At 72.4% G+C, this 26,779-nt stretch carries 26 protein-coding genes and 1 pseudogene; 20 read left to right on the top strand and 7 right to left on the bottom strand.

Translation table 11 applies throughout. The features are described from left to right. Position 1 precedes the first annotated feature (1 nt). The 6 genes from ACZ6ZT_RS32950 (at position 2) to ACZ6ZT_RS32925 (ending at position 7,072) form a co-directional block, all read left to right on the top strand. Positions 2-1,555, top strand: coding sequence for a GMC family oxidoreductase (locus ACZ6ZT_RS32950; RefSeq protein WP_469723981.1), 1,554 nt, complete (start codon positions 2-4; stop codon positions 1,553-1,555). Next, on the top strand, positions 1,552-2,655 hold the full coding sequence (locus tag ACZ6ZT_RS32945; protein ID WP_469723979.1) for a quaternary amine ABC transporter ATP-binding protein: 1,104 nt from the start codon (positions 1,552-1,554) through the stop codon (positions 2,653-2,655). Before ACZ6ZT_RS32950 ends, ACZ6ZT_RS32945 begins: the two co-directional genes overlap by 4 nt. 199 nt (positions 2,656-2,854) lie before the next feature. Beyond that, the gene (locus tag ACZ6ZT_RS32940) at positions 2,855-4,783 is read left to right on the top strand and encodes an ABC transporter permease subunit (RefSeq protein WP_469724001.1); all 1,929 of its coding nucleotides are present in this window, start codon (positions 2,855-2,857) and stop codon (positions 4,781-4,783) included. 1 nt (position 4,784) lies between these two features. Next, positions 4,785-5,753, top strand: coding sequence for an ABC transporter substrate-binding protein (locus tag ACZ6ZT_RS32935; RefSeq protein ID WP_469723977.1), 969 nt, complete (start codon positions 4,785-4,787; stop codon positions 5,751-5,753). A gap of 165 nt (positions 5,754-5,918) precedes the next feature. After that, complete coding sequence (locus tag ACZ6ZT_RS32930) at positions 5,919-6,650, top strand: hypothetical protein (protein WP_469723976.1); 732 nt, start codon at positions 5,919-5,921, stop codon at positions 6,648-6,650. Positions 6,651-6,724: 74 nt separating this feature from the next. Continuing rightward, positions 6,725-7,072 (top strand): VOC family protein, encoded by a 348-nt coding sequence (locus ACZ6ZT_RS32925; protein ID WP_469723974.1) that lies wholly within the window; start codon positions 6,725-6,727, stop codon positions 7,070-7,072. 25 nt (positions 7,073-7,097) lie between these two features. Here the strand turns inward: ACZ6ZT_RS32925 and ACZ6ZT_RS32920 are convergent, their stop codons facing one another. From ACZ6ZT_RS32920 to ACZ6ZT_RS32905, 4 genes are all read right to left on the bottom strand, one after another. After that, entirely contained in the window at positions 7,098-7,685 is a 588-nt protein-coding gene (locus tag ACZ6ZT_RS32920; protein WP_469723973.1) for a GNAT family N-acetyltransferase, read from the bottom strand. 64 nt (positions 7,686-7,749) lie between these two features. After that, positions 7,750-8,799 carry a glycoside hydrolase family 26 protein gene (locus ACZ6ZT_RS32915; protein ID WP_469723972.1) on the bottom strand — a complete coding sequence of 350 codons (1,050 nt, stop codon included), beginning with the start codon at positions 8,797-8,799 and terminating at the stop codon, positions 7,750-7,752. Between the two features lie 214 nt (positions 8,800-9,013). Beyond that, positions 9,014-10,930: a molecular chaperone HtpG gene (gene htpG, locus ACZ6ZT_RS32910; RefSeq protein ID WP_469723971.1), complete on the bottom strand. Its 1,917-nt coding sequence runs from the start codon at positions 10,928-10,930 to the stop codon at positions 9,014-9,016. A gap of 92 nt (positions 10,931-11,022) precedes the next feature. Further along, on the bottom strand, positions 11,023-12,093 hold the full coding sequence (locus tag ACZ6ZT_RS32905; RefSeq protein ID WP_469723970.1) for an NAD-dependent epimerase/dehydratase family protein: 1,071 nt from the start codon (positions 12,091-12,093) through the stop codon (positions 11,023-11,025). Positions 12,094-12,271: 178 nt separating this feature from the next. Between ACZ6ZT_RS32905 and ACZ6ZT_RS32900 the strand changes: the two genes are divergently transcribed. The 6 genes from ACZ6ZT_RS32900 to ACZ6ZT_RS32875 are packed head-to-tail and all read left to right on the top strand — an operon-like array spanning position 12,272 to position 17,673. After that, the gene (locus tag ACZ6ZT_RS32900) at positions 12,272-12,997 is read left to right on the top strand and encodes a hypothetical protein (RefSeq protein WP_469724000.1); all 726 of its coding nucleotides are present in this window, start codon (positions 12,272-12,274) and stop codon (positions 12,995-12,997) included. Next, on the top strand, positions 12,994-13,248 hold the full coding sequence (locus ACZ6ZT_RS32895) for a hypothetical protein (protein WP_469723969.1): 255 nt from the start codon (positions 12,994-12,996) through the stop codon (positions 13,246-13,248). Before ACZ6ZT_RS32900 ends, ACZ6ZT_RS32895 begins: the two co-directional genes overlap by 4 nt. After that, complete coding sequence (locus ACZ6ZT_RS32890; protein WP_469723967.1) at positions 13,245-13,994, top strand: metallophosphoesterase family protein; 750 nt, start codon at positions 13,245-13,247, stop codon at positions 13,992-13,994. Before ACZ6ZT_RS32895 ends, ACZ6ZT_RS32890 begins: the two co-directional genes overlap by 4 nt. A 54-nt stretch (positions 13,995-14,048) precedes the next feature. Further along, the gene (locus ACZ6ZT_RS32885) at positions 14,049-15,845 is read left to right on the top strand and encodes a bifunctional phosphatase PAP2/diacylglycerol kinase family protein (RefSeq protein WP_469723966.1); all 1,797 of its coding nucleotides are present in this window, start codon (positions 14,049-14,051) and stop codon (positions 15,843-15,845) included. A gap of 34 nt (positions 15,846-15,879) precedes the next feature. Then, positions 15,880-16,836 carry a YihY/virulence factor BrkB family protein gene (locus ACZ6ZT_RS32880; RefSeq protein ID WP_469723964.1) on the top strand — a complete coding sequence of 319 codons (957 nt, stop codon included), beginning with the start codon at positions 15,880-15,882 and terminating at the stop codon, positions 16,834-16,836. Between the two features lie 42 nt (positions 16,837-16,878). Beyond that, a complete protein-coding gene (locus ACZ6ZT_RS32875; RefSeq protein WP_469723962.1) occupies positions 16,879-17,673 on the top strand; it encodes a phosphatase PAP2 family protein in 795 nt (264 codons plus the stop codon). Positions 17,674-17,736: 63 nt separating this feature from the next. Here ACZ6ZT_RS32875 and ACZ6ZT_RS32870 read toward each other — a convergent pair whose 3' ends face one another. Both ACZ6ZT_RS32870 and ACZ6ZT_RS32865 read right to left on the bottom strand, forming a co-directional pair. Then, positions 17,737-18,789, bottom strand: coding sequence for a vWA domain-containing protein (locus tag ACZ6ZT_RS32870; protein WP_469723960.1), 1,053 nt, complete (start codon positions 18,787-18,789; stop codon positions 17,737-17,739). A 149-nt stretch (positions 18,790-18,938) separates the two neighbouring features. After that, positions 18,939-19,316: a hypothetical protein gene (locus tag ACZ6ZT_RS32865; RefSeq protein WP_469723959.1), complete on the bottom strand. Its 378-nt coding sequence runs from the start codon at positions 19,314-19,316 to the stop codon at positions 18,939-18,941. Positions 19,317-19,447: 131 nt separating this feature from the next. Here ACZ6ZT_RS32865 and ACZ6ZT_RS32860 point away from each other — a divergent pair, with 131 nt between their 5' ends. Both ACZ6ZT_RS32860 and ACZ6ZT_RS32855 read left to right on the top strand, forming a co-directional pair. After that, a complete protein-coding gene (locus ACZ6ZT_RS32860) occupies positions 19,448-19,822 on the top strand; it encodes a VOC family protein (RefSeq protein ID WP_469723957.1) in 375 nt (124 codons plus the stop codon). A 124-nt stretch (positions 19,823-19,946) separates the two neighbouring features. Continuing rightward, on the top strand, positions 19,947-21,374 hold the full coding sequence (locus ACZ6ZT_RS32855) for a carotenoid oxygenase family protein (RefSeq protein WP_469723956.1): 1,428 nt from the start codon (positions 19,947-19,949) through the stop codon (positions 21,372-21,374). 114 nt (positions 21,375-21,488) lie between these two features. Here ACZ6ZT_RS32855 and ACZ6ZT_RS32850 read toward each other — a convergent pair whose 3' ends face one another. Next, positions 21,489-21,842 carry a beta/gamma crystallin domain-containing protein gene (locus ACZ6ZT_RS32850; protein WP_469723954.1) on the bottom strand — a complete coding sequence of 118 codons (354 nt, stop codon included), beginning with the start codon at positions 21,840-21,842 and terminating at the stop codon, positions 21,489-21,491. A 347-nt stretch (positions 21,843-22,189) separates the two neighbouring features. On the opposite strand from ACZ6ZT_RS32850, the gene ACZ6ZT_RS32845 reads away from it, so the two are divergent. The 6 genes and pseudogenes from ACZ6ZT_RS32845 (at position 22,190) to ACZ6ZT_RS32820 (ending at position 26,687) form a co-directional block, all read left to right on the top strand. Beyond that, positions 22,190-22,660 carry a hypothetical protein gene (locus ACZ6ZT_RS32845; RefSeq protein WP_469723953.1) on the top strand — a complete coding sequence of 157 codons (471 nt, stop codon included), beginning with the start codon at positions 22,190-22,192 and terminating at the stop codon, positions 22,658-22,660. Between the two features lie 174 nt (positions 22,661-22,834). Beyond that, positions 22,835-23,227, top strand: a complete 393-nt coding sequence (locus ACZ6ZT_RS32840) for an SDR family oxidoreductase (protein ID WP_469723952.1) — start codon at positions 22,835-22,837, stop codon at positions 23,225-23,227. Positions 23,228-23,566: 339 nt separating this feature from the next. Beyond that, positions 23,567-24,991 (top strand): FAD-binding oxidoreductase, encoded by a 1,425-nt coding sequence (locus ACZ6ZT_RS32835; protein ID WP_469723951.1) that lies wholly within the window; start codon positions 23,567-23,569, stop codon positions 24,989-24,991. A 120-nt stretch (positions 24,992-25,111) separates the two neighbouring features. Then, positions 25,112-25,411: a DUF6247 family protein gene (locus ACZ6ZT_RS32830; RefSeq protein ID WP_469723998.1), complete on the top strand. Its 300-nt coding sequence runs from the start codon at positions 25,112-25,114 to the stop codon at positions 25,409-25,411. Then, positions 25,408-25,668 carry a hypothetical protein gene (locus tag ACZ6ZT_RS32825; RefSeq protein ID WP_469723949.1) on the top strand — a complete coding sequence of 87 codons (261 nt, stop codon included), beginning with the start codon at positions 25,408-25,410 and terminating at the stop codon, positions 25,666-25,668. The genes ACZ6ZT_RS32830 and ACZ6ZT_RS32825 overlap by 4 nt, the downstream gene beginning before the upstream one ends. A gap of 202 nt (positions 25,669-25,870) precedes the next feature. Continuing rightward, positions 25,871-26,687 (top strand): annotated as a pseudogene (locus ACZ6ZT_RS32820) (class I SAM-dependent methyltransferase). The last annotated feature ends 92 nt before the right edge of the window (positions 26,688-26,779 follow it).

The following is a 26,779-nucleotide window of genomic DNA, read 5'->3' as shown; positions in this document are numbered from 1 at the left end:
GATGACCACCCCCAGCCCCACGCCCGCCGAGTACGCGTACGACTACGTCGTCGTCGGTGGCGGCACCGCCGGCTCCGTGATCGCCTCCCGCCTGACCGAGGACCCCGACGTCACCGTCGCCGTCATCGAGGGCGGCCCCAGCGACGTCGACCGCCCCGACGTGCTCACCCTGCGCCGCTGGATGGGCCTGCTCGGCGGCGAACTCGACTACGACTACCCCACCACCGAGCAGCCGCGCGGCAACTCGCACATCCGCCACAGCCGCGCCCGCGTCCTCGGCGGCTGCTCCTCGCACAACACCCTCATCGCCTTCAAACCGCTCCCCTCCGACTGGGACGAGTGGGAACGGGCGGGGGCCGAGGGCTGGCACGCGGCCGCCATGGACCCGTACTTCGACAAGCTCCTCAACCACATCGTCCCGGTCGACGAGAAGGACCGCAACGCCATCGCGCGCGACTTCGTCGACTCCGCGCAGAGCGCCCTCGGCGTGCCGCTCGTCGAGGGGTTCAACCGCAAGCCCTTCCACGAGGGCGCCGGCTTCTTCGACCTCGCCTACCACCCCGAGGACAACAAGCGCTCCTCCGCCTCGGTCGCCTACCTCCACCCCGTCATGGACGAGCGCGCCAACCTCCACCTCCTCCTGGAGACCTGGGCCCACCGCCTCGAACTCGACGGCACCCGGGCGCGCGGCGTCCGCGTACGCGCCAAGGACGGTACGGAGTCCCTGATCACCGCCCGCCGCGAGGTACTGGTGTGCGCCGGCGCCGTCGACACCCCCCGGCTGCTGCTGCACTCCGGCATCGGCCCGCAGGGCGACCTCGAAGCCCTCGGCATCCCCGCGGTGCACGACCTGCCCGGAGTCGGCGAGAACCTGCTCGACCACCCCGAATCGGTGATCGTCTGGGAGACCGACGGTCCGCTGCCGGAGAACTCCGCGATGGACAGCGACGCGGGCCTGTTCGTGCGGCGCGACCCCGAATCCCCGGGGCCCGACCTGATGTTCCACTTCTACCAGGTCCCCTTCACCGACAACCCCGAGCGCATCGGCTACGAACGCCCCGCGCACGGCGTGTCGATGACCCCGAACATCCCCAAGCCCCGCAGCCGCGGCCGCCTCTACCTGACCAGCGCGGACCCGGAGGTCAAGCCGGCCCTGGACTTCCGCTACTTCACCGACGAGGACGACTACGACGGCCGCACCCTGGTCGACGGCATCAGGATCGCCCGCGAGATCGCCGCGACGCAGCCGCTGGCCGGCTGGCTCAAGCGCGAGGTGTGCCCCGGCCCGGAGATCACCGGCGACGAGGAACTGAGCGCGTACGCCCGCTCCGTCGCGCACACCGTCTACCACCCGGCCGGCACCTGCCGGATGGGCGCCGCCGACGACCCCGGGGCCGTGGTCGGCCCGGACCTGAAGATCCGCGGACTCGACGGCATCCGCATCGCGGACGCCTCCGTCTTCCCGACGATGCCCGCGGTCAACCCGATGATCGGAGTGCTCATGGTGGGCGAGAAGGCGGCCGAACTGCTGACCCGGGAAGGCGGTACCCGATGAACACCACCACTGTCACCGCCCCCACCGCCCCCGCCGCTTCGAGCGAGGCGCCCGTCTTCGCCGTGGACGGCCTCTGGAAGGTGTTCGGCCCCGATAAGGCCGCCGCCAAGGTCCCCGGCGAGGCCGCCACGGCCGGCCTGTCCGCCGCCGAACTGCGCGAGCGCACCGGCTGCACCGCCGCCGTCCGCGACGTCACCTTCGACGTCCGCAAGGGCGAGGTCTTCGTCGTCATGGGCCTGTCCGGCTCCGGCAAGTCCACCCTCGTCCGCTGCCTCACACGGCTCATCGAGCCCACCGCCGGCAGCCTGGCCATCGACGGCGAGGACGTCCTCGCCATGGACGCCTCCCGGCTGCGCTCCCTGCGCCGCCACCGCGCCGCCATGGTCTTCCAGCACTTCGGCCTGCTCCCGCACCGCACCGTCCTCGACAACGTGGCGTACGGGCTGGAGATCCAGGGCGTCGGCCGCGGCGAGCGCCGGGACAAGGCCGCCGAACTCGTCGCGAAGGTCGGCCTCGAAGGCCTGGAGGAACGCCGCCCCGGCCAGCTCTCCGGCGGCCAGCAGCAGCGCGTCGGCCTGGCCCGCGCCCTCGCCGCCGACCCCGAAGTCCTGCTGTTCGACGAGCCGTTCAGCGCCCTCGACCCCCTCATCCGCCGCGAGATGCAGGAAGAGGTCGCCCGGCTCCACCACAACGAGGGCCGCACCATGGTCTTCATCACCCACGACCTCTCCGAGGCCCTGCGCCTGGGCGACCGGATCGCCCTGATGCGCGACGGCCGCATCGTGCAGCTCGGCACGCCCGAGGAGATCGTCGGCTCGCCCGCCGACGACTACGTACGCGACTTCGTCCGCGACGTCCCGCGCGAACAGGTCCTCACCGTCCGCACCGCGATGCGGCCCGCCACCTCCGCCGAGGCCGAACAAGGGCCCGCGCTGAACCCCGCCACCACCGTCGTCGAGGCCATCGAGGCCGTCGCCCGCACCGGCGGCCCGGCCCGCGTGGTCGACGGCGGCCGCTGCCTCGGCGTCGTCGACGACGCCGGGCTGCTCGCCGTCGTGGCCGGACTCCCGGCCGCCACCGGACGGGGGGTGGCGGCGTGACGCGCCCCTCCCGTACCCCGGCCCCCGTCCCCGACGCCCGGAGGTGGTGCGCGTGACCGCGACCCCGACCCACGTATCGCCCGACACCCGCCCGCCCACCGGCGCCCGCGCCGCCGCCGCGGACGCCCCGCAGTCCTCCGGACGGCCCGCCGGGGCGCGCGCCCCCCGTCCCGCGCCCCAGGACCGGCCCCGCAGAGCCCTGCCCGGCCTGGCCCTGCGCCACCGCGGGCTGCTCCTGCCGCTGGGCGTCGCCGCCGCCCTGCTGATCCCGCTCGCCGTGGCCTTCCCGGGCGCCGGCAGCTGGCCCGCGGCCCTGGCCGTCGACCTGTCCGGCCCGCTCGGCCGCGCCGGCGACTGGATCATCGACCACCGCGACAGCCACCCGCTGTTCCTCTACTTCTTCGGCCACGTCAGCAACGCCGTCGTGGTCTCGGTCCGCGCCGTCTACGTGCTGCTGCTCGCCGCCGGCTGGACCGGGGTCACCGCCCTGGCCGCCCTGGTCGCCTGGCGCCTCGCCGGCATCCGCCTCGCGCTGACCTGCGCCGCCGCCTTCGCCGCCTGCGGACTGCTCGGCATGTGGGTGCCGACCATGCAGACCCTCGCGCTGATGGCCGTCGCCGTCGCCGCCTCCGTCGTCCTCGGGGTCCTGCTCGGACTCGCCGCCGGGCTCTCCCCGCGCGCCGACCGCGTACTGCGCCCCGTGCTCGACACCATGCAGATCCTCCCCGCCTTCGCGTACCTGCTGCCGATGGTGCTGGTCTTCGGCATCGGCGTGCCCGCCGCCGTCCTCGCCACCGTCATCTACGCGGCCCCGCCCATGGCCCGCCTCACCGCGCTCGGCCTGCGCGAGGCCGACGCCGGGGTCATGGAGGCCGCGGCCTCCCTCGGCGCCACCGGCCGCCAGCGGCTGCTGACCGCACGCCTCCCGCTCGCCCGCCGACAGCTCCTGCTCGGCGTCAACCAGGCCATCATGACCGGCCTGTCCATGGCCGTCATCGCCTCCGTGATCGGCGCGGGCGGCCTCGGCGACCGCGTCTATCAGGCCCTCGCCTCCGTCGACGTGGGCGCCGCCCTGGCCGCCGGCATCCCGATCGTGCTGCTCGCCGTCGTCCTGGACCGCACCGCCGACGCCGCGGGCCGCCGCATCGGCGCCGCCCCCGTTCCCGCCGAGCGGCAGCACCTGCTGCGCCGGGTGTTCTCCGGCTGGTACGGCCGCCTGCTCACCGTCCTCGCGGCCGTGGCCGCCGCCGTCGCCGGCCGCATCGCCGGCAGCACCCTGTGGCCCGAGTCCTGGACCGTCTCCCTGGCCGGCCCGGTCAACTCGGCCGTCGCCTGGATGACCGACCACCTCTACTCCGGCGTCCCCGTCGTCGGCGGCACCGCCGACTGGGCCGCCCGCTTCACCGGCTGGATCCTCGACCCGCTACGCAGCGGGCTCCAGGCCGCGCCCTGGTGGCTGCTCCTGCTCGTGGCCTGCGCCCTCGCCCTCCTCGCGGGTACCTGGCGCACCGCGACGACCGCCGTCCTCGCGCTCGCCGCCGTCGGCGTGCTCGGCGTGTGGGAAGCCTCCCTGGACACGCTCTCCCAGGTGCTGGCCGCCGTCGCGGTCACCCTCGTCCTCGGCTTCGCCATCGCCATCGGAGCCGCCCGCAGCGCCCGCGCCGAACGGCTGCTGCGGCCCGTCCTCGACGTGTGCCAGACCCTGCCGCAGTTCGTCTACCTCATCCCCGTGGTCGCGCTGTTCGGCGTCGGCCGCGCGCCCGCCGCCGCGGCCGCCGTCGTGTACGCGCTGCCGGCCGTCGTCCGGATCACCGTCCAGGGCCTGCGCGAGGTCGACCCCACCGTCGTCGAGTCCGCCCGTTCGCTCGGCGCGACCCGCTCGCAGCTGCTGCGCCAGGTCCAGCTGCCGCTGGCCCGGCCCGCGCTGCTGCTGGCCGTCAACCAGGCCGTGGTCCTCGTACTGGCCGTCGTCATCATCGGCGGCCTGGTCGGCGGCGGCGCGCTCGGCTACGACGTCGTCCTCGGCCTCGCCCAGGGCGACCTGGCCACCGGCCTGGTGGCCGGCGCCGCGATCGTCTGCCTCGGCCTGCTCCTCGACCGCGTCACCCAGCCCACGAAGGAGGCCTGACATGCCGCGCACCACACCCCGGCGAGCCCTGGCCGTGGTCGCCGCGGCGACCGGACTGGCCGTCCTCACCGGCTGCGGCGCCGCCGACATGACCCGCCAGGCCTCCCCGTACGCGGCCGCGCGGGGGGCGAAGACCGTCACCCTCTCCGTCCAGTCGTGGGTCGGCGCCCAGGCGAACACCGCCGTCGCCTCCTACCTCCTGGAACACGAGCTGGGCTACCGCGTGGACACCGTCCAGGTCGACGAGGTCCCCGCCTGGGACGCCCTCAGCCAGGGCCGCGTGGACGCGATCCTGGAGGACTGGGGCCACCCCGAGCAGGAGAAGCGGTACATCGAGGGAAAGAAGACCATCACCCCCGGCGGAGACCTCGGAGTGACGGGCCACATCGGCTGGTTCGTCCCCACCTACTTCGCCGAGGCCCACCCCGACGTCACCGACTGGAAGAACCTCGGCAAGTACGCCGACCAGCTGCGCACCCCCGAGAGCCGCGGCAAGGGCCAGCTGATGGACGGCTCCCCGTCCTACGTCACGAACGACAAGGCGCTCGTCAAGAACCTGGGCCTGGACTACGAGGTGGTCTTCGCCGGCTCCGAGGCCGCCCAGATCACCCAGATCAAGCAGTTCGCCAAGGAGCACAAGCCCTTCCTGACGTACTGGTACGAGCCGCAGTGGCTCTTCGAACGCGTCCCGATGACCGAGGTGAAGCTCCCCGAGTACACCGAGGGGTGCGCGGACGATCCGCAGAAGGTGGCCTGCGCCTACCCGCACACGCCGCTGCGGAAGTACCTCAACACCCGCTTCGCGGAGTCGGGCGGCAAGGCGGCCGCCTTCCTGAAGAAGTTCCACTGGACCAAGGCCCAGCAGAACGAGGTCTCCCTGATGATCGCCGAGGAGAAACTCTCCCCCGAGCAGGCGGCGAAGAAGTGGGTGGAGCGCAACGAAAACGTCTGGAAGCCCTGGCTCCGGTAACCGCCCCGCCGGCCGCCCTCGCGGCCTGACGGCGCCAGGTGTTCACTCGTCGTCCCGGCCCCGTGGCTGGTGGGGGAGGATAGCGTGACGGCTGTCGGGCGTCGGACCGCGGAAGGTGCCGGTCCCGCCGGACGCACCGCGGCACCCGAGGGACGAGGAGGACCGATGAGCACGGCCGACGAGGGACGCCAGTGGCCGGACGAGGCCAGTCTCGACAACGCGAGGGCGACGCTGTTGCAGCTCCTCGCGCGGGCGGGGGTCCCTTCCGGTGACGCACGGGAACTGATCGGCCTCGTGGAGGCGGGCGCGCTGGCCCTCGCACACGAGGAGCTGGGCGGCGCGGGCCGCACGGCGCCGGGGGACAAGGGCGAGGAGTACGAAGCGGGCTGGCTCGACGGCGCCGGGAACGTCCTGGAGGAACTCGGCGCCGTCGCCGAGCGGACCCTGCTCCTGGTCGTGGGCCCGGAGGGACAGCGGGGCCCGGCGGGGGAGCGCCCGCACGCGGGGCGGGTGGAGGTCGAGCAGACGCGGGTGGCGCTCGGTCCCCTGTACCTGTCGTTCGCCGCGGTCTCGGAACTGGATCCGGAGGTGACCGAGGAGGTGCTCGCGGCCGTCCTCGGCACGATGACCCTCCGGCAGCGGGCCGGCTACGCCGGGCGGCTGGCCCGGTTCACCGCGACCCACCGGGACCGGCTGGAGAAGATGTTCGCGCGGTTCGGGCCGGGCAGCGCCATCGCCGTGCACGGCCGCTACTCGCTCCTCCACTCCGCCACCAGCATCGCCGTACTGGAACGGCTCGCCGCGGCGCCCAGGGAACTGCGCCAGGAATGGGACGCCGCGGAACTCCCGCCCGCCTGGCTGGACGGCCTGACCTCCGCCTGGAGCGCCGAGGACTGACCCTCGGTCACCTGCGGTCCGTGCGACGATCGGCGGACGAGACGTCCAGCCGCACCTGTCACGAGGAGCTGACGATGACCGTTCGCCGGATCGTGCCGAACATCCACTCGCAGACCATGGAGGAGGACCGGGACTTCTACGGCCTGCTGGGGCTGGAGGAGGTCATGAACCACGGCTGGATCATGACGCTGGCCTCTGCGTCCAGCCCCACGGCGCAGATCAGTTTCATGACGGCCGACGCGACCGCGCCCGTCATCCCCGACCTGAGCGTCGAAGTGGACGACGTGGACGCCGTCTACGCGGAGGTGATGAAGAGCGGGGCCGAGATCGTGCACCCCCTGCGGGACGAGGAGTGGGGGGTGCGCCGCTTCTTCGTCCGGGACCCGGGAGGCCGCGTCGTGAACGTGCTGGGTCACCGCTGAGGCGCGTCCCGGTGATGAGGACGGGTCAGAGGTCGCCCTGGACGAGGGCGTGCAGGTGCTCGTCGTGCCAGCCGTCCGCGTGCAGCAGCGCACCGCGCTGGGTGCCTTCGAAGGTGAAACCGGCCTTCTCCGCCACCCGGCAGGAGGCCGGATTGGCCACCGAGTGGCACAGCCGCAGCCGGTGCAGGCCGAGATCGTCCAGGGCCCACGCGCTGAGCCGCTTCGTGGCCTCGACCACCACACCGCCCCCGCGCGCGGCGGGCAGGATCCAGTAGACGATCTCCGCGCTGCCCCCGGCGAGGTCGATGTCCCCCCACCCGATGAGCCCCACCGCCTCACCGCCCGGCCGGGCGATGGCCCACATCGCGCTGAGCTCGGCCTCCCAGCGCTCCCGCATCCGCTCGATCCTCCGGGCCGCTTCCCCGGGCGTGTCCACCAGCAGCCGGTTCCAGTGCCGGATCCCGGGATCCCGCCCGGCGGCCACCAGCACCCCGGCATCCGAAAGCCGCCAGGGCCGCACCTCCATCCCACCCGGCAGCCCGAACACCGGCTGCTCCATCCGGGCCATGCGACCCGCCTCGACGACTGCCGGTATGTGCGAGCTGGAGATCATCCGCAGATCGTGCCACACGGCGCCGCCGCGCTCGGAATCGAGTGGGCGTTCGGCTGTACGCCCTCTAGAACTGCCCCGCCCACGGCCACTGCGGCTGCTCGGCCGTGCGGTCGTGTCGGGGTGACAGGTACTCCCGGAACACCTCGGCCGAGTCCGGGTTCTCCTGGCACTGCCATACGCCGTGCGGGCAGTAGTCGGTGATGCTGTGGTAGAGCGGCCGCTGCCGGTCGAACCAGTCCAGCATGTTCCGCACGTACTCCGCGTTGTCGCCGTTGCGGAACAGGCCCCACTCCGGGTACGAGATCCGCTTCTTGTGCGCCCTGGCGAAGTTCACCTGGTGCTGGAGCCCGTAGGGCTGGGTGACCATCTCGTCGAAGGTGGTGCCGGGCGGCTGGTCGTAGCTGTCCATCCCGATGATGTCCACCACGTCGTCACCGGGGTAGCACCTGGTCCAGGCGATCGCGTCACCGCCCCGGTTGGGGGCGAAGTCGAAGCGGAACCGCTGCCCCCGCACCGACCGCATGGACGCCACGATGTGCCGCCAGTACTTCTTCCACTGCTCGGGGGCCGGCCGGCAGCGGTGGGTGTAGTTGAAGCCGTTCATCTCCCAGCCCAGCACGATCACCGTGTCCGGCACCCCGAGGGACACCAGCCGCTTCGCCAGCCGCTTGAAGTGCTGGTCGTTCGCGCCGCGCGCGCCGGCGCGCAGCAGCTCGGCGACCCGGCGGTCGGGGACCGCGGCCTCGTTGCCCTGGAGCATGGGCACGTTCAGGACGAACAGCCGGTCCGCCCTCGCCTTGCGCCACCGCGCCCAGCTGCGCAGGGAGTCGGGCGCCCCTTCGATGTTCGCCCAGGTGTCGCCGGGCAGGTACGTGTGCCCGGCGCGCAGGTCCGCGCCGCCGAGCCATTGCGAGAACTCGCCCATCAGGTCGACGCCGGGGGAGCCGTAGTGGAGGTAGGCCCCCACCGCGACGCCGGACCCGGCCCGGCCCTCGGCTCCCCGGAGCGGGGGCGGGGCGTGCGGTGCCGGGGCGTGCACGCTCCCCGTGAAGAGCAGGGAGAGGGCGAGCATGCCCGTGCACGCGCCCGCCAGCCAGCGGCCCCGACGGGACATGACACCTCCACGAGCCTCGCGAGCCGATGCGTACGAAGCATGACGCACATGACGTACGACGTATGACCTCGACGGTAGGCACGTCAGCCGCCCCACGGCCCGCCCGGTCGCCCCACGCTGCGCCATTCGCGGCGCGGCGCCCGCCCGCCCCTCACCCGAACGGGTGAGTGGCGGGCTTGACGGGGGCGCGGCCCGCGGGCCACACCCCCGTGCGTCACAGGCCGCGGCTCAGGCGCTCGGTGAGCAGCCGGGTGAACCGGGCCGGGTCGGGCAGGTCGCCGCCCTCGGCCAGGAGCGCGCCGCCGTACACGAGCTCGGCGATCTCCGTCAGGGCGGGATCGTCGGCGTTCGCCTCGTGCGAGGAGCGCAGCGCGGTGATCAGCGGGTGCGTGGGGTTCAGTTCCAGGATCCGCTTGACCGGAGGCATCTCCTGCCCCATCGCCCGGTACATCTTCTCCAGCGTCGGCGTCATGTCATGGGCGTCGCCGACGATGCACGCGGCCGAGGTCGTCAGCCGTGACGACAGCCGGACCTCCTTCACCTGGTCGCCGAGCACCGTGGTCAGCCGGGACAGCAGCCCGGCGAACTCCTCGTCGCGCCGCGCCCCGGACTCCTCGTCCCCGTCCTTCCCGTCCTCTCCGCCGAGGTCGACCTGACCCTTGGCGATGGACTGCAGCCGGTGGCCGTCGAAGGCGGGGACCTGGTCGGCCCAGACCTCGTCGACCGGATCGGTGAGGATCAGGACCTCGTACCCCTTGGCCGCGAAGGCCTCCATGTGCGGGGAGTTCTCCACCATGGCGCGGGTCTCACCGGTCAGGTAGTAGATCGCGTCCTGACCCTCCCGCATGCGCCCGACGTACTCGCGCAGGGTGGTGGTCTTCTCCTTGTCGTGCGTGGAGTGCGCCGACACCAGCTCCAGCAGCGCCTCGGTGTTGTCGGTGTCCTCCAGCAGCCCCTCCTTCAGCACCCGCCCGAACTGGCCCCACAGCTTCGCGTAGCGCTCGGCGTCGTTGGTCTGCACGCTCTTGAGCGCGCCGAGGACCTTCTTGACCAGGCGCCGGCGCACGCTGCGGATCTGCCGGTCGTGCTGGAGGATCTCGCGGGAGATGTTCAGGGAGAGGTCGTGGGCGTCCACCACACCCTTGACGAAGCGCAGGTAGTTCGGCATCAGCGCTTCGCAGTCGTCCATGATGAACACGCGCTTCACGTACAGCTGCACACCGCGCTTGGTCTCGCGGGAGAACAGGTCGAACGGCGCCTGCGAGGGGATGAACAGCAGCGCCTCGTACTCGAAGTTGCCCTCGGCGCGCATGTGGATGGTCTCGGCCGGGTCGAGCCAGTCGTGGCTGATCTGCTTGTAGAACTCGTGGTACTCGGCCTCGGTCACCTCGCTGCGCGGCCGGGCCCACAGCGCCTTCATGGAGTTGAGGGTCTCGACCTCGCGCGTGGTGGCGTCGTCGCCCGCGCCGGGCCGCTCGACCGCCATCCGGATCGGCCAGCGGATGAAGTCCGAGTACTGCTTGACGATCTGACGGATCTTCCACTCCGACAGGTAGTCGGCCAGCCCGTCCTCGCTGTCGACGGGCTTGAGGTGCAGGGTCACCGAGGTCCCGACGGGCAGGCCGTCGACGGCCTGGATCTCGTAGGTGCCCTCGCCGTCGGACTCCCACCGGGTGCCCGCTTCGGTGCCGGCCCGCCGGGTGTGCAGGGTGACCTTGTCGGCGACCATGAACGCGGAGTAGAAGCCGACGCCGAACTGGCCGATCAGGTTCTGCGCCGCGGCGGCGTCCTCGGCCTCCTTGACCTTCTGCAACAGGCCGGCCGTACCGGACTTGGCGATGGTGCCGATCAGCTCGACGAGGTCGTCCCGGCTCATGCCGATGCCGTTGTCGCGGACCGTCAGCGTGCGGGCGTCCTGATCGACCTCCAGCGCGATGTGCGGGTCGGAGGTATCGGCTCCGAGGTCCGCGTCGGTCAGCGACTCCAGCCTCAGCTTGTCCAGGGCGTCGGAGGCGTTCGAGATCAGCTCGCGCAGGAAGATGTCCTTGTTCGAATAGATCGAGTGGATCACCAACCGGAGCAACTGACGGGTCTCGGCCTGAAATTCCAGCGTCTCGACACTGCTACCCACTCTGGGGGCCCCTTTCTTTCCGGATAAAAATGCATGATAAACGGGGCCCGGCCGAACGGACGACGAGCAGACGAGCAGCGGTGGGACGCGGTTCAGCCCGCGGCCAGCGGAGCGGTGTCCGCGCCCGCTCCGGTCCGCAGGCCGGCCAGGAACTCCTCGACGGCCTCCACCGACGTGTGGTCCGGCTCCCACCCGAGCTCCTCGCGCGCCCGGGCCGAGTCCATGAGCGGCAGCCGCAGCACCGCGTCGAAGAGGTCCGGTGAGGCCGGGACGAGGCGCAGCCGCCACGCCGCCGAGAGGGCCGCCCGGACCGGCGCGGCGGGCATGGACAGGCTCCGGGCGTCGAAGAGGCGCGCCAGCACCCCGGCGTCCACGGGCGGGTCGGCCGCCAGGTTGAAGGCCCCCCGTACCGGGAGGACGACGGCCGCCCGGTAGGCGCTCGCCGCGTCGTCGGTGTGCAGCGCCTGGAAGCGCAGGCCCGGCAGGTCCGGCACGGCGGGGATCAGGCCGGGGCGCACCAGGCGGCCCGGCAGCATCCGTCCGGCGAAGATCCGCCGCTGTTCGGACGCGGCCTCCCGCTTGAAGAGGAATCCCGGGCGCATGCGGACCACGCGGATCTCCGCGTGCTTGAGCTCGTAGGTGTCGAGGACCCGTTCGAGGTAGGCCTTCTCGCGGGTGTACGCGGCCTGCGGCCAGCCGTGGGTGGGCCAGGACTCGTCCACCGTACGGTCCTTGGGGCCGGGGGAGTAGGCCCCGACGGAGGACGCGTGGACCAGTGCGGGGACCCCGGCGGCGGCCACGGCCTCGAAGACGCGCAGGCTGCCCAGCACGTTCGTGCGCCAGGTCTCGGCCGGGTCGTGGGTCGGCTGGAACTTCCAGGCCAGGTGGACCACGGCGTCCGCACCGGTGAACAGCGGTACGAGGTCCTCGCCGCCCGGCTCGACGTCCACGGCGTGCCACTCGGTCTTCGCCGGGCGCCACCCGGGGACGCGCCGGGCCAGGCCCACCACGGAGCCCACGCCGGGGTCGTCCGAGAGCGCCCGTACGACGCTGGTCCCGACGTTCCCGGTGGCCCCCACGACCACCACGCGCAGGCCCTCTCCGCCGGTCGCGCGGGGGCTCCCGGCCGCTTCGGGGGTTTCGACAGGCGATGTCCTACGCATGGGACCGGTTCCTCTCGGAGGGGACGGTGGGCGTCCGCTGCCGCGCGGGAAGGGGCCGCCCGCACCGGCGGGCGGGGCGCGGCGGACGCACGGGGCGCCTACCCGTGCCGCCGTACGGCACGCGGGGCAGGGGGAGGTTTCGCCGGGACGGTGCGGGTACGCGTACCCCATGACGTCCATGAAGCCGTCGACGCGGTCGGCGCCCACGACGCCCACGACGGGCCGGGAGGCGGGCCCGGTACTGCCCGAGGCCCTGCCCACCCCCGTACCCACGGCCGACCGGCCCCTGCCCAAGGACCACACCCAGGCGATTCTGGAGACGAGCAAACTGGTGGCGGCCCTGCTCAAACGGACCGGGCTGCCCTTCGCCCTGGCCGGCAGCGTGGCCGCGTTCGCCCACGGACTGCCCGCCGGGTTCCAGCACGACACCGACTTCTGCGTCCGGCCGCAGGACGCCGACGCGGCGATCAAGGCCCTGGAGCAGGGCGGCATCGAGATGCGCCGCGCCCCCGAGGACTGGCTGGTCAAGGGCCGGTCCGGCGGCGAGGAGATCGACCTGATCTTCGAACTCGCGCGGCGCCCCGTCAGCACGGAACTGCTGGAGCGCGCCGACTTCAAGGCGGTGGACTCGGTGTGGATGCCCGTCCTCGCGCCCACCGACCTCATGGACAGCCGGCTGTCCGCGCTCTGCGAGCACTACTGCGACTTCGGAGACCTCCTGCCCATGGCACGCATGCTGCGAGAGCAGATCGACTGGGAGCGGCTGGACCGCGACCACCGTTCCGAGCCGCTGGCGGACGCGTTCTTCCACCTGCTGGAGCGGCTGCACGTCATCGACGGCCGGCCCGCCGACGGATCCGGACGCGACGGCGCTGACGGCGCGGCACGGGAGGAGACCCCATGACGGCCCACGACATGGTGGAATACCGCATCGCACACCTGATCGACCGACTGGCGCACGAGGACGTCGCGGAGCTGGGCGTACGCGTCGAGGCGCGCGGATCGGGCGCCGTGATCTCGGGCTGCGTCTCCAGCGCGGAGTGCCGTGCCGAGGTCCTGCGCCTCGCCGCCGAGGTGCTGGCGGGGCTCGACTGGCGCGAGGACCTCACGGTCTGCCGGTCCGCGCCCCCCGACCGGGCGGAGGAGCTGTCGTGATCCGCGTGGCGGCGGTGGGGGACATCCACCTCGGCCCGGGCAGCGCCGGAACCCTGCGGCCCGCCTTCGACACCCTGGGCGAATGCGCCGACCTGCTCCTCCTGGCCGGCGACCTGACCCGCCACGGCACCCGGGAGGAAGCCCGGGTCGTCGCCGGCGAGGTCGCGGGGCTGGACGTCCCCGTCGTCGCGGTGCTCGGCAACCACGACTACGAGAGCGACCAGGAGGAGGCCGTCGCGGCGGAGCTCACGGCCGCCGGAGTACACGTCCTGGAGGGCACCGGCGTCCTCCTCGACGTGGCCGGCACCCGGGTCGGCGTGGCCGGCACCAAGGGCTTCTGCGGCGGCTTCGCGGGACGCAGCGGCAGCGAGTTCGGCGAACCGGAGATGAAGGCCTTCATCCGGTACACCCGCAACTGCGCCGAAGGGCTCGAAAGGGCGCTGCGCGAGCTGGAGCAGGACGGCGGCAGCGAACTGCGCATCGCGCTCACCCACTTCGCCCCCGTACCCGACACGCTCGCGGGGGAGCCCCTGGAGATCTACCCCTTCCTCGGCAGCTACCTCCTCGCCGAGGCGATGGACGAGGCGGGAGCCGACCTCGCCGTCCACGGCCACGCGCACGCGGGCAGCGAGCACGGCATGACGGCGGGCGGAGTACGGGTCCGCAACGTCGCGATGCCCGTCATCGACCGCGCCTTCGCCGTCTACCACCTCCCCGGGCGCACCGAGGCACCACCGGCTCCCTGAGGTCAACGGCCCGCCGGCGCGCATCATCCGGCCGGGACGGGCCAAACGTCTCTCATGAAGAGACGATGCGGTGCAGCCGCCCCCGGCGCCCGGCCCCTGCTGCTCCTGCCGGTGCAGGCGGCCCTGATGGTCGGCCTGGGGTGGCTGGTCACCGGCCCGGCGGTCCACTACTGGCCCCTCTCGGCGGAAGGCCGGGCCGACCGGGAACTGGCGGACCACCGCGACCCCGTGCTCACCGGCGTCACGGCGTGGTTCTCCGCGCTCGCCGGGACGGAAACCGTCATCGCGATGACGCTCCTCTGCATCGTCGCCCTGCTCGTGCTGCCCCGGCCGGCCCGCCGCACGGACGCGCTGTTCCTCGGGGTCTCGGTGGCCGCGCAGTCGGCGGTGTTCCTGGTCGTGACCGCGCTCGTGGCACGTCCCCGTCCGCCCGTGCCCCGGCTGGACCCGGCGCCCCCCACGTCGAGCTTCCCCTCCGGGCACGTCGGGGCCTCGCTCGCGCTCTACGGCGGACTCGCCGTCCTGGCGCTCCTGCGGATGCGCGGCCCGTGGCGGCACGTGACGGCGGCGATCCTGCTGCTGGTCCCGCTGACCGTCGCCGCGTCCCGGATCTACCGCGGCATGCACTACCCCAGCGACGTCGCGGGCGGGCTCCTCAACGGCGGCCTCACCCTGCTGATCACCGGCTGGGCCTTCCTGGCCGCGCGCAAGCCCGATGACACCGAGGAGTCCGGCGCGACGGCCCCGCAACCGGGCCTCGCGCCCGAGCCGCTCGCCGCCCGCGCCGGCGGCGCCGTCCTCGTGGTGCGCCACCCGGTCAACTGCCCGGACCACCTCGCCGACCGGATCCGCGCCGTGCTCCGTGCCCAGGGCCGCCATGACCAGCGCTGGCTCGACACCTCCGCCGACCGCCCCTGCGCCGGCCTCGCCCGGGAACTCACCGCCCGCAAGCCCGCCCTCGTGGTGGTCTGCGGCGGCGACGGTACGGTACGCGCCTGCGCCGACGTCCTGGCCGGCACCGGGATCGCGCTGGCCGTCGTGCCCTGCGGCACCGGGAACCTCCTCGCCCGGAACCTGGGCCTGCCCCTGGACCCGGTCACCGCCCTCACCGCCTCCCTGGCCGGCGAGAGCTTCGGCATCGACGTCGGCCGGGTGCGCGGCGACGGCCTCCCGCCGACGCGGTTCACCGTGATGGCGGGGACCGGCTTCGACGCCGCGATGGTCCGCGACGCCTCGCCGCAGCTCAAGTCCCGCATGGGCTGGGCCGCGTACGTCGTCTCCGCCGTGCGCCACCTCGGCGACCCCGGCGTCCGGCTGACCCTCCGCATCGACGGCGGGCGTCCGCAGCGGCGCCGGGCCCGCATGGTCGTCATCGGCAACGTCGGCGCCCTCCAGGGCGGCCTGCCGCTGCTGCCGCGGGCCCGGCCGGACAGCGGACGCCTGGAGGTGGTGCTGTTCGATCCGCGCGGCGCCTTCGGCTGGCTCACCGCGGCCGGGCACCTGGCCTCCCGCGTACTGCGCCCCGGTACGGACCCCTCGCCGGGCCGGATCGCGGCCGGGGGAGCGCTGGAGTACTTCAGCGCCACCCGCATCGACCTCCACTGCGCCGCACCGCAGCCGCGCGAGCTCGACGGCGACGCCGTGGCCGACGGCACCCGGTTCACCGCCGAGGTCGAACCGGGCGCCCTGCGGATGTATCTTCCCCAGGCGCCCGGCGCTCCGGCGCAGACGGAGACCGAGACGGACACGGATACGAAGACGGGCAGGGAGACGGAGCCGCCCGCGCACCGCGTCCCCGCGGCCCCGGCACGTCCCGCGGACCCGGCACGTCCGGCCGTACCGCAGGGATGACGGGACACAGGGGAGAAGGGAGAGGGGACGCACGATGGGCACCGCACGACGAGTACCGCAACAGCATGACGTAGACGGCGACGAACTGTCCGCCGACGAGGCATGGACCGCGCTGCGCCGCTACGGCGGCTGGAGCCTGGCCCGCGACTCCTTCGTACGCTTCCGCTACGCCGACGGCTTCAGCCACGCCCGGGCACTCGGGCTGCAGACGGCCCTGTCCCTCGTCCCACTGGCCATCGCCGCCGTCGGCCTGTCCGGCGCCCTGCACACCGAGGACATCGGCCGCATCACCGAACTGACGATCCGCGGCCTCACCAGCGGCCCCAGCCGGCCGGTGGTGGACACCGCCCTCAGCGAGAGCCGGCGGCACGCGGGCTCCGGAGGCCAGGCCGCCCTGTGGCTGGGGCTGGTGTTCTCGCTCGTCAACGTCACCACGGGCCTGTGCCAGGTCGAACGGGGAGCCAACCGCATCTACGGCAACGAACGCGACCGGCCGTTCCTCGCCAAGTACACCCGGGGGCTGGTCATGTCGGCCCTCGCGGGCTTCCCGCTGGGGCTCAGCTTCGTCCTGACCGTGCTCGGCAGCCACCTCACCCGCGCACTGGCCGAGGTCTACGGACTGTCCGAGGCCACCGTGCGCGCCTGGGACCTGCTGCGCTGGCCGGTCGGCATCCTGCTCGCCGTCCTCGCCACCAGCGCGATCTTCCGGCTCTCCCCGCGCCGGAACCAGCCCGGCTACACCTGGCTCGCCTTCGGCGCCGTCGTCTACCTGGTGCTGTGGCTCTCGGCGACCTGGGGCCTGAGCCTGTACGTGGGCAGCGCGAGCGGCTCGTTCGCCAGTGTCTACGGGCCCCTCAGCGCCGTCGTGTCGCTGCTGATCTGGTCCTACCTCACCTCCATGGCACTGTTCCTCGGACTCGCCTTCGCCGCCCAACTGGAAGCCGTACGCGCGGGGGTGCGGGAGCCGGTCACGGCCGACCCCGGCGTCTGACCGCGCCGGTACCACCCCCACGCAAGGAAAGGAACCACCCCCATGGCAGCACCCCGCACCGACCGCTCCGCGCGCCTGTCCCGGTATGCCGGAGCCGACGCCGCCTTCGGCGCGCGACTGGTGCTCGTCACCACCGTGACCGCCATCGCGGCCGTGCCGTTCGCCCTCGCCCTGGTGCTGGTGGAGTCCCGGTGGACTCCGCTGTACCGCCTGGACCGGTCCGCGGCCGAGCGGCTGCACGCCACCGCGCTGGAGCATCCCGGCTGGGTGCGCGTCCTGGACGTCCTCACCGGCATCGTGTGGGACCCGGTGACCATGCGGCTGCTCGTGGCGGCCCTGGTGATCTGGCTCGCGGTCCGCCGGGCCTGGCGGCTGGCGGCCTGGGCCACCGTGACCGCGGTGGCGAGCGGCCTGATCGGGCTGCTGGTCAAGACCATGGTGGAACGGGCCCGGCCCAGCCTGGCGGACCCCGTGGCGCACGCGCCCGGCTTCTCCTTCCCCTCCGGCCACGCCATGACGGCGACCACCTCGTGCGCCGTCCTCCTGCTGGTCCTGCTCCCCCTGGTGCCCCGCGCGTGGCGGCCGCTGCCCTGGGCACTGGCGCTGATCTCGGTGGTCGGCGTCGGCTACACCCGGGTCGCGCTCGGCGTCCACTGGGTCAGCGACGTGGTGGGCGGCTGGCTGCTCGGCCTCGCCCTGGTGACCGCGACGACACTGGTCTTCGAGGTCTGGCGGGCCGACACCGGCCGCCCCCGCGCCGCGGTCACCGAGGGCCTGGAGCCGGAACTCACCGGCCCGGAACCCGAGGCCGCCTCGGCCGACCGGCACACCCCGTGATGGCGCGTCACGTCACGACGCGGATCCGTTCATGACGCGGATCCGTTCATGACGCGGATCCGTTCATGACACGGGTCCGTTCATGACGAGGATCCGCGTGTTCGGGACCAGCTTGCGGTTGACGCTGGTGCTCTGCACGAAGATCGTGAAGTCGTCGTTGTGGTCCGGCTTGAGACGGACCTCGCTGTCCGGCAGTCCGAGCAGGGCACGGGCCTCCGGCCCGGAATACACCCGGTCCGTCTTCTTCTCCAGCACCGCGATCTGCTTGCGCGCCTGGACCTTTTCCGACTTGCTCAGCTGATAGAAAGCGCAACCGGTGCGATAGGTGTGCCCGGATTCGACGACCCATTCCCGGATGGACGCTTCACGGGCGACGGGAACCAACGCGTAATGCGCCGCGTCCACCGCGGCGAGACCGGCCGCCTTGATGGTGTCCTTGTTGACCGCTTCCGCGCCCGTGGTGAACACCTTCCGCGATCCCCGAATACCCTTGGTGCGGCCCACCATGAACTTCTCGGTGGCCTCCAGGATGACCTTTCCGGCCTCCTCCAGACCCTGGGTGCTCGTCGCGTCCCAGATGGCGATGTTGTCCTTCGGGAAGCCGTACTGCATGGCCTCGCGCTTGCCCATCTGGTCCGGTACGAGCACGGCCAGCGTCCAGTTGTCCGCCTGGGTCTCGATCATCGTCGACACCGCCCGCACCAGTTCACCCGGGGTGCGGGCCGGGGCGTCCGGGCAGTGGTGGCTGGCGTTCTCCTGACCGTCCGTCAGCACGAAGGTGAGGAAGCTGTGGTCGCCGTAGAGCTGGGCCGTCTGGGCGAGCTCCCGCTGCGACTTCAGCGTGGCCGCCAGCAGGGCCGTCATTCCACCGACGCGGTACATCTGCTTCAGGGACGGCATGCGCAGCACGTCCTTGTCGTAGATGACGCACTCGGCCCGGTCCGCGAAGACATACACCGTGACACGGGTTTCCTGGTCGAGTTCCTTCGACCGCCGGGCCAGATAGCTGATCTGCCGGTCGGCGACTTCGATGACCTTGCCGCTCAGGTGCGACATCGAGGAACTGGCGTCCAACACGAGGGCAACGTGATTGATGTAGTTCTGGTTTCCGGCCATGACGGCTCCCCCTGTTTTCCCGAACTGGATGCTCCAATCCTCCCACCCACCACTGACAATGGGCCCGGATCCCGACCCCCCGCGCTCAGTGCTGAGGCGCCCGCATGACATGCCCTGACGCAGCAAGCGCACGCCGTACTGTCGGCCGGTCAGGAAACGAGGCGGACCCGCTCCGCGGGGACCTGCACGCTGACGCACTCCTGGTACGGGTTGGGGTCACCCGTCCGCTCCCGGCACGTCCAGGAGGTGCCGGCCACGGTGACGGTGAAGGGCTGTACCGCCTTGGCCTCCATCGCCTTCCCGAACGCGTCCGCGACCTTCATCGCGCCGGGGCAGGCGTCCCGCCCCCGCTCGGACACCACCACCACGCCCAGCCCACGCCACCCGCTGCCACAGCTCACGGCCCGCGACGCGGCGGCGGCCGCCGTTCCGCTCTGAACGACGGAGACACCGGACACCAAGGACACCACGGGCACCAGCGCCAGAACGACAGCCCGGACCCGCCCTGCGAGGAATGTACCGACCATGTCCCTACCTCCAATCCCCCCGCCCATGGTCCCCCCACCCCCGGCGGTCGGCACGCGTGACGCGCCGCCCCCGCCCGATCCCGCAGCGCGCGCGACGCGTACCGGCCCGAGCCACGGGCAGGAGCACGCGCATGACGATCACACTCGGCGCCGTTGTCCTCGGTACGCCCGATCCACCCGTGCTGGCCGATTTCTACCGGGCCCTGCTGGGCTGGGAAGAGGTCGAGCGCGAGCCGGAGTGGGTCCGCCTGCGTGCCCTCGGCCGCGAACGCCCCAGCCTCAGCTTCCAGCTGGAGACCGACCACACGCCACCCCAGTGGCCACAGCGCCCCGGCGGGCAGCAGATGCAGGCTCACCTGGACCTCCAGGTCGACGATCTGCACGCCGAGACCGAACGCGCCCGTAGCCTGGGCGCGACGCTTGAGGGCCACCAGCCCCAGGAGGGCGTACGCGTGCTCCGCGACCCGCACGGCCACCTGTTCTGCCTCTTCCTCCCGGGCTCCTGAGCGGTCACTGGAGCCGTCGGCCCGGCCGGGACCGGCCCCTGGTTGCGGCGCCGCCGCCGGAGGGTTTCACTGAAATGTGGCGCACCGGAGCCGCCCCGATGTCCGGCGCGCCCCGGAGGCCGCCATGAGCACGCACACGCCCCCCACCTTCGACCCGACCCGGGTCGCCCACCTCAGTGGACCGTTCGCTCCGGTAGCGGAGGAGGTCGACGAGGTCGGCCTGCGGGTGGAGGGCCGGCTCCCCGACGGCCTGGACGGCACGTACCTGCGCAACGGCCCGAACCCCCGGTTCAGCCCGATCGGCTCGTACCTGTACCCCCTCGACGGCGACGGCATGCTGCACGGCGTGTGGATCTCCGAGGGCGCGGTCCGCTACCGCAACCGCTACGTCCGCACGCCCGCCGTCCTGGCCGAGGAACGGGCCGGACGGGCGCTGTGGGGCGGGCTCGAATCGCTGGTGATGCCGAGGGAGCCCGACGTGCCCGCCGACCTGGCCGACACCTTCAAGGACCTGCCCGACATCAACGTGGTGCGGCACGCGGGCCGCCTGCTGGCCCTCGCGGAGTCGGCCTGCCCGTTCCGGATGTCCCCGGACCTGGACACCCTGGGCCGCGAGACCTTCGGCGGGGCGCTGCCCGCCGGCATCACCGCGCACCCCAAGATCGATCCCCGCACCGGGGAGATGGTGGTCTTCTGTTACGGCCTCGAACCGCCCTTCCTGACCTGGTCGGTCATCGGACCCGACGGCGGGGTGCGGCGCGGACCGACCGCCGTGGAGGCCGTCGAAGAGCCGATGATGATCCACGACATGGCGCTGACGGCACGCTTCGTGGTCCTGGTCCTCGCACCCGCGTTCTTCGACATCGCGGGGGCCATGACCGGCACCGGCTCGTTCGTGACGTGGCGGCCCGAACACGGCACGCGGGTCCTGCTGGTGCCGCGTGACGGCGGCCCGGTGCGCCAGGCCGCCGACGAGGCCTACTGGATGTGGCACACGGTGAACGCGTACGACGAGGGCGACGAGGAAAGCGCGGACGTCGTCCTCGACTACGTCCAATGGGACCACCTGGCGCTGGGTCCCGCGTCCGGCGGCCCCAACCCCGGCGGCTTGGCACGCGCCGTGATCAGCCCGGAGGCGGGCACGATGCGGCGCACCCGGCTGGACGACACCGACATCGAGCTGCCGAGGATCGACGACCGCCTCATCGGGCGCCCGCACCGGCGGCTGGCCGCGGCGGCGGGCTCGGGCAACCGGGACCTGCTCCCCGGCGAACACGACGCCCTGCGCTGGTACGACGTCCCGGGCGGAGGCAGCGAGCTGTGGCCCGCCGGCGACCTGTCCGTCGGGGAGCCGGTGTTCGCACCGACCCCGGGCGGCGCCGACGGCGAGGGCCACTGGCTCACCTTCGCCACCGACCGTACGGACGGCACCAGCTGGTTCCTCGTCATCCCGGCGGACGCCCCCGCCTCCGGCCCGCTCGCCCGCGTCCGCATCCCCGTACGGGTCCCGCTCGGCCTCCACGGAACCTGGCTACCCACCGAGGCCGGGTAAAAGGACGGCGCACAGCCCACGGCGGGAGGGTCCGTGCCCGCCCGGAGGGGCGGGCGCAGGACGGACAGCTCCTTCCGTTCGCCTACGCAGGCGGCCGTCCGGCCGCCCGTAGCGTCAGAGGATCTCGATGTCGTTCACCTTCGGGGGCCGGTTCGGGAAGGAGATCTCGTGCCACCGGTCGATCTTCACCGAGTCGCCGTTCGCGTCGTAGTAGATCAAGTCGTTGTTCCCCGTGGAGATCTTGTCGACCCACCACCCGCCGAAGGAGGTCCTGCCGCGGTTGGCGTAGCAGTCCACGCTGGTGCGTCCGGCGCCGTCGTGCGACCAGATCTTCAGGAAATTCTCCCCTCCGCGGCATTCGATGTGGTCGATGGCGTAGGCGTTGCCGGGCGCGATGACGGCGAGCATGGCCGCCGCGGCGAACGCCACGACCGCCGATCGCGCCGTCTTCCTGGTCTTCGAGATCACGGGTTTTCTCCTTGCTCCGTGTGCGGACGCAATGACCATCCTGTGAGACCGCCGCACACGGCAATCGGCATCGGGAATCCCGGCCGGAAAACATTCCTGAATGTCCCGATCGAAGGCTTTCGATGGGTTATAGCTAATAAAGTCATATCGGCCCGCTATGGCGCAGCGCCTTCTCGACACCGCGTGCCGGGCGGACGTAGTGAACCTGCTCGTGCGCGGCGGGACTCCCGGACTGCGGCGCGTCGAGGTGGTCGGAGTCGGGTACATGGTGGTCGGCGATCAGTACTTCCGCGACGCGATCGCCCCGTTCCGGGAAGAATTCGCATACGCGAGCGGAGGAGCCGGCGGTGGCGACGGGTGGGGACGACGGGCGGACGTACACACCGGATAAGGCGGAGGTGCTGGAGGCCGTGGGGTCGCTGGGACGCCCTTCAACACCGGAGGAGGTCTCCGCGCAGGGCGACGAACGGGCCGGATGTGACGGACCTGCGTCGTCGGCCTCCGTGGAGGCGGTGCTCGGCCTGCTGCGCGAGCTGGAGAAGAGCGGGCGGGTCAAGAGCTACACACCCGATCAGTGGCGGACCCTGGGGGTCGTCGTGCACGGCGCCGCGCCCTACACGAGGCTGTGGTGGTCAGTCGAGCAGTGGCAGGAGCGGGCCGTCTCCGGAGGACAGCGCTACCAACGGGACAGGCGTGGCCAGGAACCGCGCTGGTCAGCGGAGGCGGAGAACCGGGTCACGAGGGACCTGGAGCGGGTCGCGGAGCAGATGCGGGAGCAGTACAAGCGCAACCGCTTCAACGGCCCGGTCGGCTGGTGACGGCGCGCGTGCGGGCGCGGCGGTAGACCACGGAGTGAGGTGGTGCTGCTGCGTACGGGTGAGCAGGGAGCCCCGGCTCCGGATGCCGGGGCGCGGCCCCTACAGGCGCGACGTGCTGGTTTCGTACGCTCAAGGGCTCTGTGTGATGTCGCGGTGGCGGGAGGCTGAGTGAGCATGACCGAGCAGCGTGTCGTCATCGTGACCGGCGGGGGCACTGGCATCGGGGCGACATGCGTGCGGCTGCTACGGGGGGCTGGGCACCAGGTGGTCATCTCCGGCCGGCGGCCCGACCCCTTGCGGCGTCTCGCGGAAGAGACCGGAGCACTGGCCCATCCGTCGGACGTCGGTGAGCCCGACGCCGCCTACGAGGAAGCGACCCGGCCCCTGCCTTCAGGCCGGCCGGGTGAGCCACGCGAAGTCGCGGAGGCGATCAACTGGTTGCTCTCCCCGGCCGCCTCGTACGTCAATGGCGCGGTCCTGACCGTCGACGGCGGGGCGATGGCGCTGAATCCCGGCACTCTGGCCTTCGACTTCCGCATCGAACACCGAAGCACTGAAGGACATTGACGGCGGTGCAGACGCCCTCGTCGCCCTGATCCCTGGCGTCCCAACCCGATGGTCAGAATCCGGCGGGGTGTGTTCTCGATCCATCTGGCGAACCAGCAGCCCAGGCCAAGATCCAGAGACAACTCCGATGCGACGGGACACGATGCCTCTTGGCTCCGAAACCTTGTGTGCGGTTTCCGGTTCATCTAGCCTCCCGGGGTCGCTTCTCCATCCATCCGGGACAACCGAAGGCTCTCCGCCCGAAACCCCATCACCGGGAACCGGAGCCACCGTGGCCAGTAACGACACCCCCTGAACTTCCGGCCTGTCTACGGGCGGCCGCCGGCTCTGGACGCTGCGGTGAGCGCGCCGGCCCGGTCGTCGGACGACATCGTCGGGCAGTTGCGATCTGCACTCGGACCGGGGGTGCGCGCGCCTGGCACCGCCGGGTACGAAAACGCTCTGGCGAAGGTCTTCTTTCCCGAGGCCGCCCGTCGACGGCCTGTGTGCGTCGTGGCGCCCCGTACGGTCGACGACGTCGCGACCGTTATGAGGGCAGCGACGACGGCGGGAACCCGGGTGACGGTGCGTGGTGGCGGCCTGAGTTCGAACTGCGTCGCCGACGGGGCAATCATGCTGGACCTCTCGGAGCACCTGGACGCCGCCCGTCCGGACGGAGACCGAGTGGTCGTCGGCGGTGGGGCGACCATGGCCACCATGCTCGGGGCCCTCGCCCCGGCGGGCCGTGGGGTGCCGGTCGGCGTCGTCGGCCACGCCGGTCTCGGGATGGCAACCCGAGGGGGCATCGGTTATCTGACGAGGTCCCTGGGGCTCACCCTCGATCATCTTGTCGGCGTCGAGCTCGTACTCCCCTCCGGTGACGTCGTCCGCCTCTCGGAGCGGAGCTCGGGCGAGGAAGCCGACCTGTGGTGGGCCGTCCGGGGCTGCGCGCCCTCCGTCGGGGTGGTCACTTCCGCGGTGTTCCGTACCCACGAGATCGGCCCGGTCCGGGTCGACCGGGCGGTGGTGGGTCCGGATGCGCTCGCCACCTACTTCCGGGTCGCTCCCGAGCTCCCGCGGGACACCACCATGAGTGCGGTTCTCGGCTACACCTCCCTCTCGCGGGACGAGCCGGTCCTTTTCGTCTACACCGCGTGCGCGAGCCGGCAGGACAGCGCCGTCGGGCGGGCCCGGTCTGCGGCCTCCGCTGTCGTCGCGGGCGCGGGCTCGTCGCCGCTCTACCGCTCGGAGACGTCCGGCCGTTACCTGGACGGGCTACCCGGATTCGCCATCCCGGGTGCCAACGGCGCCGAGCCCGAACCGATCCGGCTGCCCCGGCCGGGCGACGGTCCGCATGGTTCGTTCTTCGGCAAAGCGGCCTTCGCCGGTCCCACGCTCGACGCCGTGATCGCCGACGCCCTCGCGGAGCGGATCCGCGCCGCTCCCACGCGAGCTTGCCGCATCGACTTCCAGCACACCGGCGGAGCACTGGCCGATGTCGACGACACCGCCACCGCGTTCTGGGGCAGAACCGCCCAGTGGAGCATCCCGCTGAACGCGATCTGGGAGGAGACCACCGCCGACGAGAGCTGCAGGACGTGGGCCCGCGACACGTTGCGGGTACTGGCCGCGCACACCGTCGGGCTCTACAACGTCGAACTGCGGCCGGGCCTCCCAGAGACCGGGATCGAGACACGGGCGGCCTACGGCGGCAACCTGACTCGACTCCGGGAGCTTCAACACCGCTACGACACCACGGGAGTACTCGCGCCGCCGCTCCCGTGACCCGCACGCCAAAGCCGTCGCCCGCACCCTGCGCACCCAGGAGGAGGGGATCCGCCCATGCCCGCATCCACGGCCGCCCGGCGCGCGTACCGTGAGGTGACGACCCGCCGGGAGGACCACATGAGCGCGCAGCCCGACCACGCACCCCCGTACGCCCCCGCGCCCGGGGCGCCGGCCGAACTCCTCGCCCAGCTGCGCGCCGACAAGCGCGCGGCGACGTGGGTGCCGGCCTTCGAGCGCGAGTGGTCGGCCGCCCTCGAAGAATCCCGGCGCACGTTCTCCCTGGCCGGGCTCTACGAGGTCGTCCAGGACTGGCAGGGCCGCATCGCGCACGCCCCGGCCGTCGACGCGTTCGTCGCCTCCGGTTACGACGACAGCGACGCCGTCGACCTGGCGGAGCTCCGCCGACGGCACCGGTGAGCCCGACGCCGTACGCGGTCCGCGTCTGCGCCCCGGCCGCCAAGGTCCTCGACGCCCTGCCCGAGCACGCGGTGGACACCGTGTGGGACATCCTCACCGCGGCCGCCGCAGATCCGTGGGGCTTCCGGCAGTTCGACGATGACGACGACGAGGGCGAGGACGTCCGCTACGCGGCCGTCGGCCAGCTCTCCGTCACCTTCTGGATCAACCGGCCCCTGCGCAGCCTGACGGTCCTCAACATCGTCTGGCTCGGGTAGCCACCCCGGTGACAACGGCCCGGCCCCGGCATTGCAGCTGCCGGGGCCGGGCCGTTTCGCATCGTCGTTGCGGTTGAAGGCGTGGTGGGGGCACGTGCTCGCAGCGCTGCCGCCAGAAGGCATACCGGCGGCGGAAGCGCAGTTGGCCTCCGTCTAGGCTGGCGCGGTGACTGATGAGCGGGAGCGGGTGCAGCCGTCGGGAGTGTGGGCCACGGCGGTGGGGCTGGCCCGGGTGCGGGCGCTGGAGACCGAGCGGGAGAACGCGCTGTTCCGCGACCCGCTGGCTCGGGCGTTCGCCACCGCCGGCGGCCTGTGGCCCTCCTCGCCGCCGCTGCCTGATGACGAGGCCGCGCGCCGTCGCCGGCTGGCCGTGTCGTTCTCCATCGTCATCAGGACGAAGTTCCTCGACGACCTGTTGCGGCAGGCCTGCGCGTCCGGGATCCGGCAGGTCGTGCTGCTCGGCGCCGGCATGGACAGCCGGGCCTTCCGGATGGACTGGCCCGAGGGCACCCGGCTGTTCGAGGTCGACACGGCCGCGCCACTGGACTTCAAGGCTTCAGTGCTGCGCCAGGAGCGGGCCGTCGCACGCTGCGAGCGGATCACCGTCGCGGTGGATCTGCGTGAGGACTGGCCAGGCGCGCTGGCCGCCGCAGGGCACGACCCGGCGGAGCCGACCGCGTGGATCGCCGAAGGACTGCTGATCTATCTGCACCGAGGACGCGGTGGAACTGCTGCTGGCCCGGATCGGCGCGCAGTCGGCGGCAGGCAGTCGGTTGGGGCTGACGCTGGGCTCGCGCGGCGTGATCGAGCGCTTCGGTGCGGATGCCGTGCCGGGCTCGGCGGCGTCCATGTGGGTCTCGGAGATGCCCGACGACCCGGTGGCCTGGCTGGCCGGGCACGGCTGGGAGGCCGACAGCCACACCCTGCGCGAGCGCGCTGCCGCCTACGGCCGCCCGATCAGCACCCTGCCGCAGCGCGAGGAGCGACCCGGCGGACTGATCGCGGCGGTCCGCCGGTAGAGCGCCTCCCGGCGGGCAAAATCAGTGGCGAAGTAGCTCAGTGAGCGTTTTCAGCGTGGTCACTGATCGAGTGACGCCGGTGAGGTTGAGGT

Source organism: Streptomyces sp. NPDC102258, assembly GCF_055584685.1.
Note: the sequence above shows the minus strand (reverse complement) of the source record. Positions and strands in the feature narration are given on the sequence as shown.

Coding starts and splice junctions, on each gene's coding strand:
- ACZ6ZT_RS32950 (WP_469723981.1), top strand. CDS start 2: ATGACCACCCCCAGCCCCACGCCCGCCGAGTACGCGTACGACTACGTC.
- ACZ6ZT_RS32945 (WP_469723979.1), top strand. CDS start 1,552: ATGAACACCACCACTGTCACCGCCCCCACCGCCCCCGCCGCTTCGAGC.
- ACZ6ZT_RS32935 (WP_469723977.1), top strand. CDS start 4,785: ATGCCGCGCACCACACCCCGGCGAGCCCTGGCCGTGGTCGCCGCGGCG.
- ACZ6ZT_RS32930 (WP_469723976.1), top strand. CDS start 5,919: ATGAGCACGGCCGACGAGGGACGCCAGTGGCCGGACGAGGCCAGTCTC.
- ACZ6ZT_RS32925 (WP_469723974.1), top strand. CDS start 6,725: ATGACCGTTCGCCGGATCGTGCCGAACATCCACTCGCAGACCATGGAG.
- ACZ6ZT_RS32920 (WP_469723973.1), bottom strand. CDS start 7,685: ATGATCTCCAGCTCGCACATACCGGCAGTCGTCGAGGCGGGTCGCATG.
- ACZ6ZT_RS32915 (WP_469723972.1), bottom strand. CDS start 8,799: ATGTCCCGTCGGGGCCGCTGGCTGGCGGGCGCGTGCACGGGCATGCTC.
- ACZ6ZT_RS32905 (WP_469723970.1), bottom strand. CDS start 12,093: ATGCGTAGGACATCGCCTGTCGAAACCCCCGAAGCGGCCGGGAGCCCC.
- ACZ6ZT_RS32900 (WP_469724000.1), top strand. CDS start 12,272: ATGAAGCCGTCGACGCGGTCGGCGCCCACGACGCCCACGACGGGCCGG.
- ACZ6ZT_RS32895 (WP_469723969.1), top strand. CDS start 12,994: ATGACGGCCCACGACATGGTGGAATACCGCATCGCACACCTGATCGAC.
- ACZ6ZT_RS32885 (WP_469723966.1), top strand. CDS start 14,049: ATGAAGAGACGATGCGGTGCAGCCGCCCCCGGCGCCCGGCCCCTGCTG.
- ACZ6ZT_RS32880 (WP_469723964.1), top strand. CDS start 15,880: ATGGGCACCGCACGACGAGTACCGCAACAGCATGACGTAGACGGCGAC.
- ACZ6ZT_RS32875 (WP_469723962.1), top strand. CDS start 16,879: ATGGCAGCACCCCGCACCGACCGCTCCGCGCGCCTGTCCCGGTATGCC.
- ACZ6ZT_RS32870 (WP_469723960.1), bottom strand. CDS start 18,789: ATGGCCGGAAACCAGAACTACATCAATCACGTTGCCCTCGTGTTGGAC.
- ACZ6ZT_RS32865 (WP_469723959.1), bottom strand. CDS start 19,316: ATGGTCGGTACATTCCTCGCAGGGCGGGTCCGGGCTGTCGTTCTGGCG.
- ACZ6ZT_RS32860 (WP_469723957.1), top strand. CDS start 19,448: ATGACGATCACACTCGGCGCCGTTGTCCTCGGTACGCCCGATCCACCC.
- ACZ6ZT_RS32855 (WP_469723956.1), top strand. CDS start 19,947: ATGAGCACGCACACGCCCCCCACCTTCGACCCGACCCGGGTCGCCCAC.
- ACZ6ZT_RS32840 (WP_469723952.1), top strand. CDS start 22,835: ATGACCGAGCAGCGTGTCGTCATCGTGACCGGCGGGGGCACTGGCATC.
- ACZ6ZT_RS32830 (WP_469723998.1), top strand. CDS start 25,112: ATGAGCGCGCAGCCCGACCACGCACCCCCGTACGCCCCCGCGCCCGGG.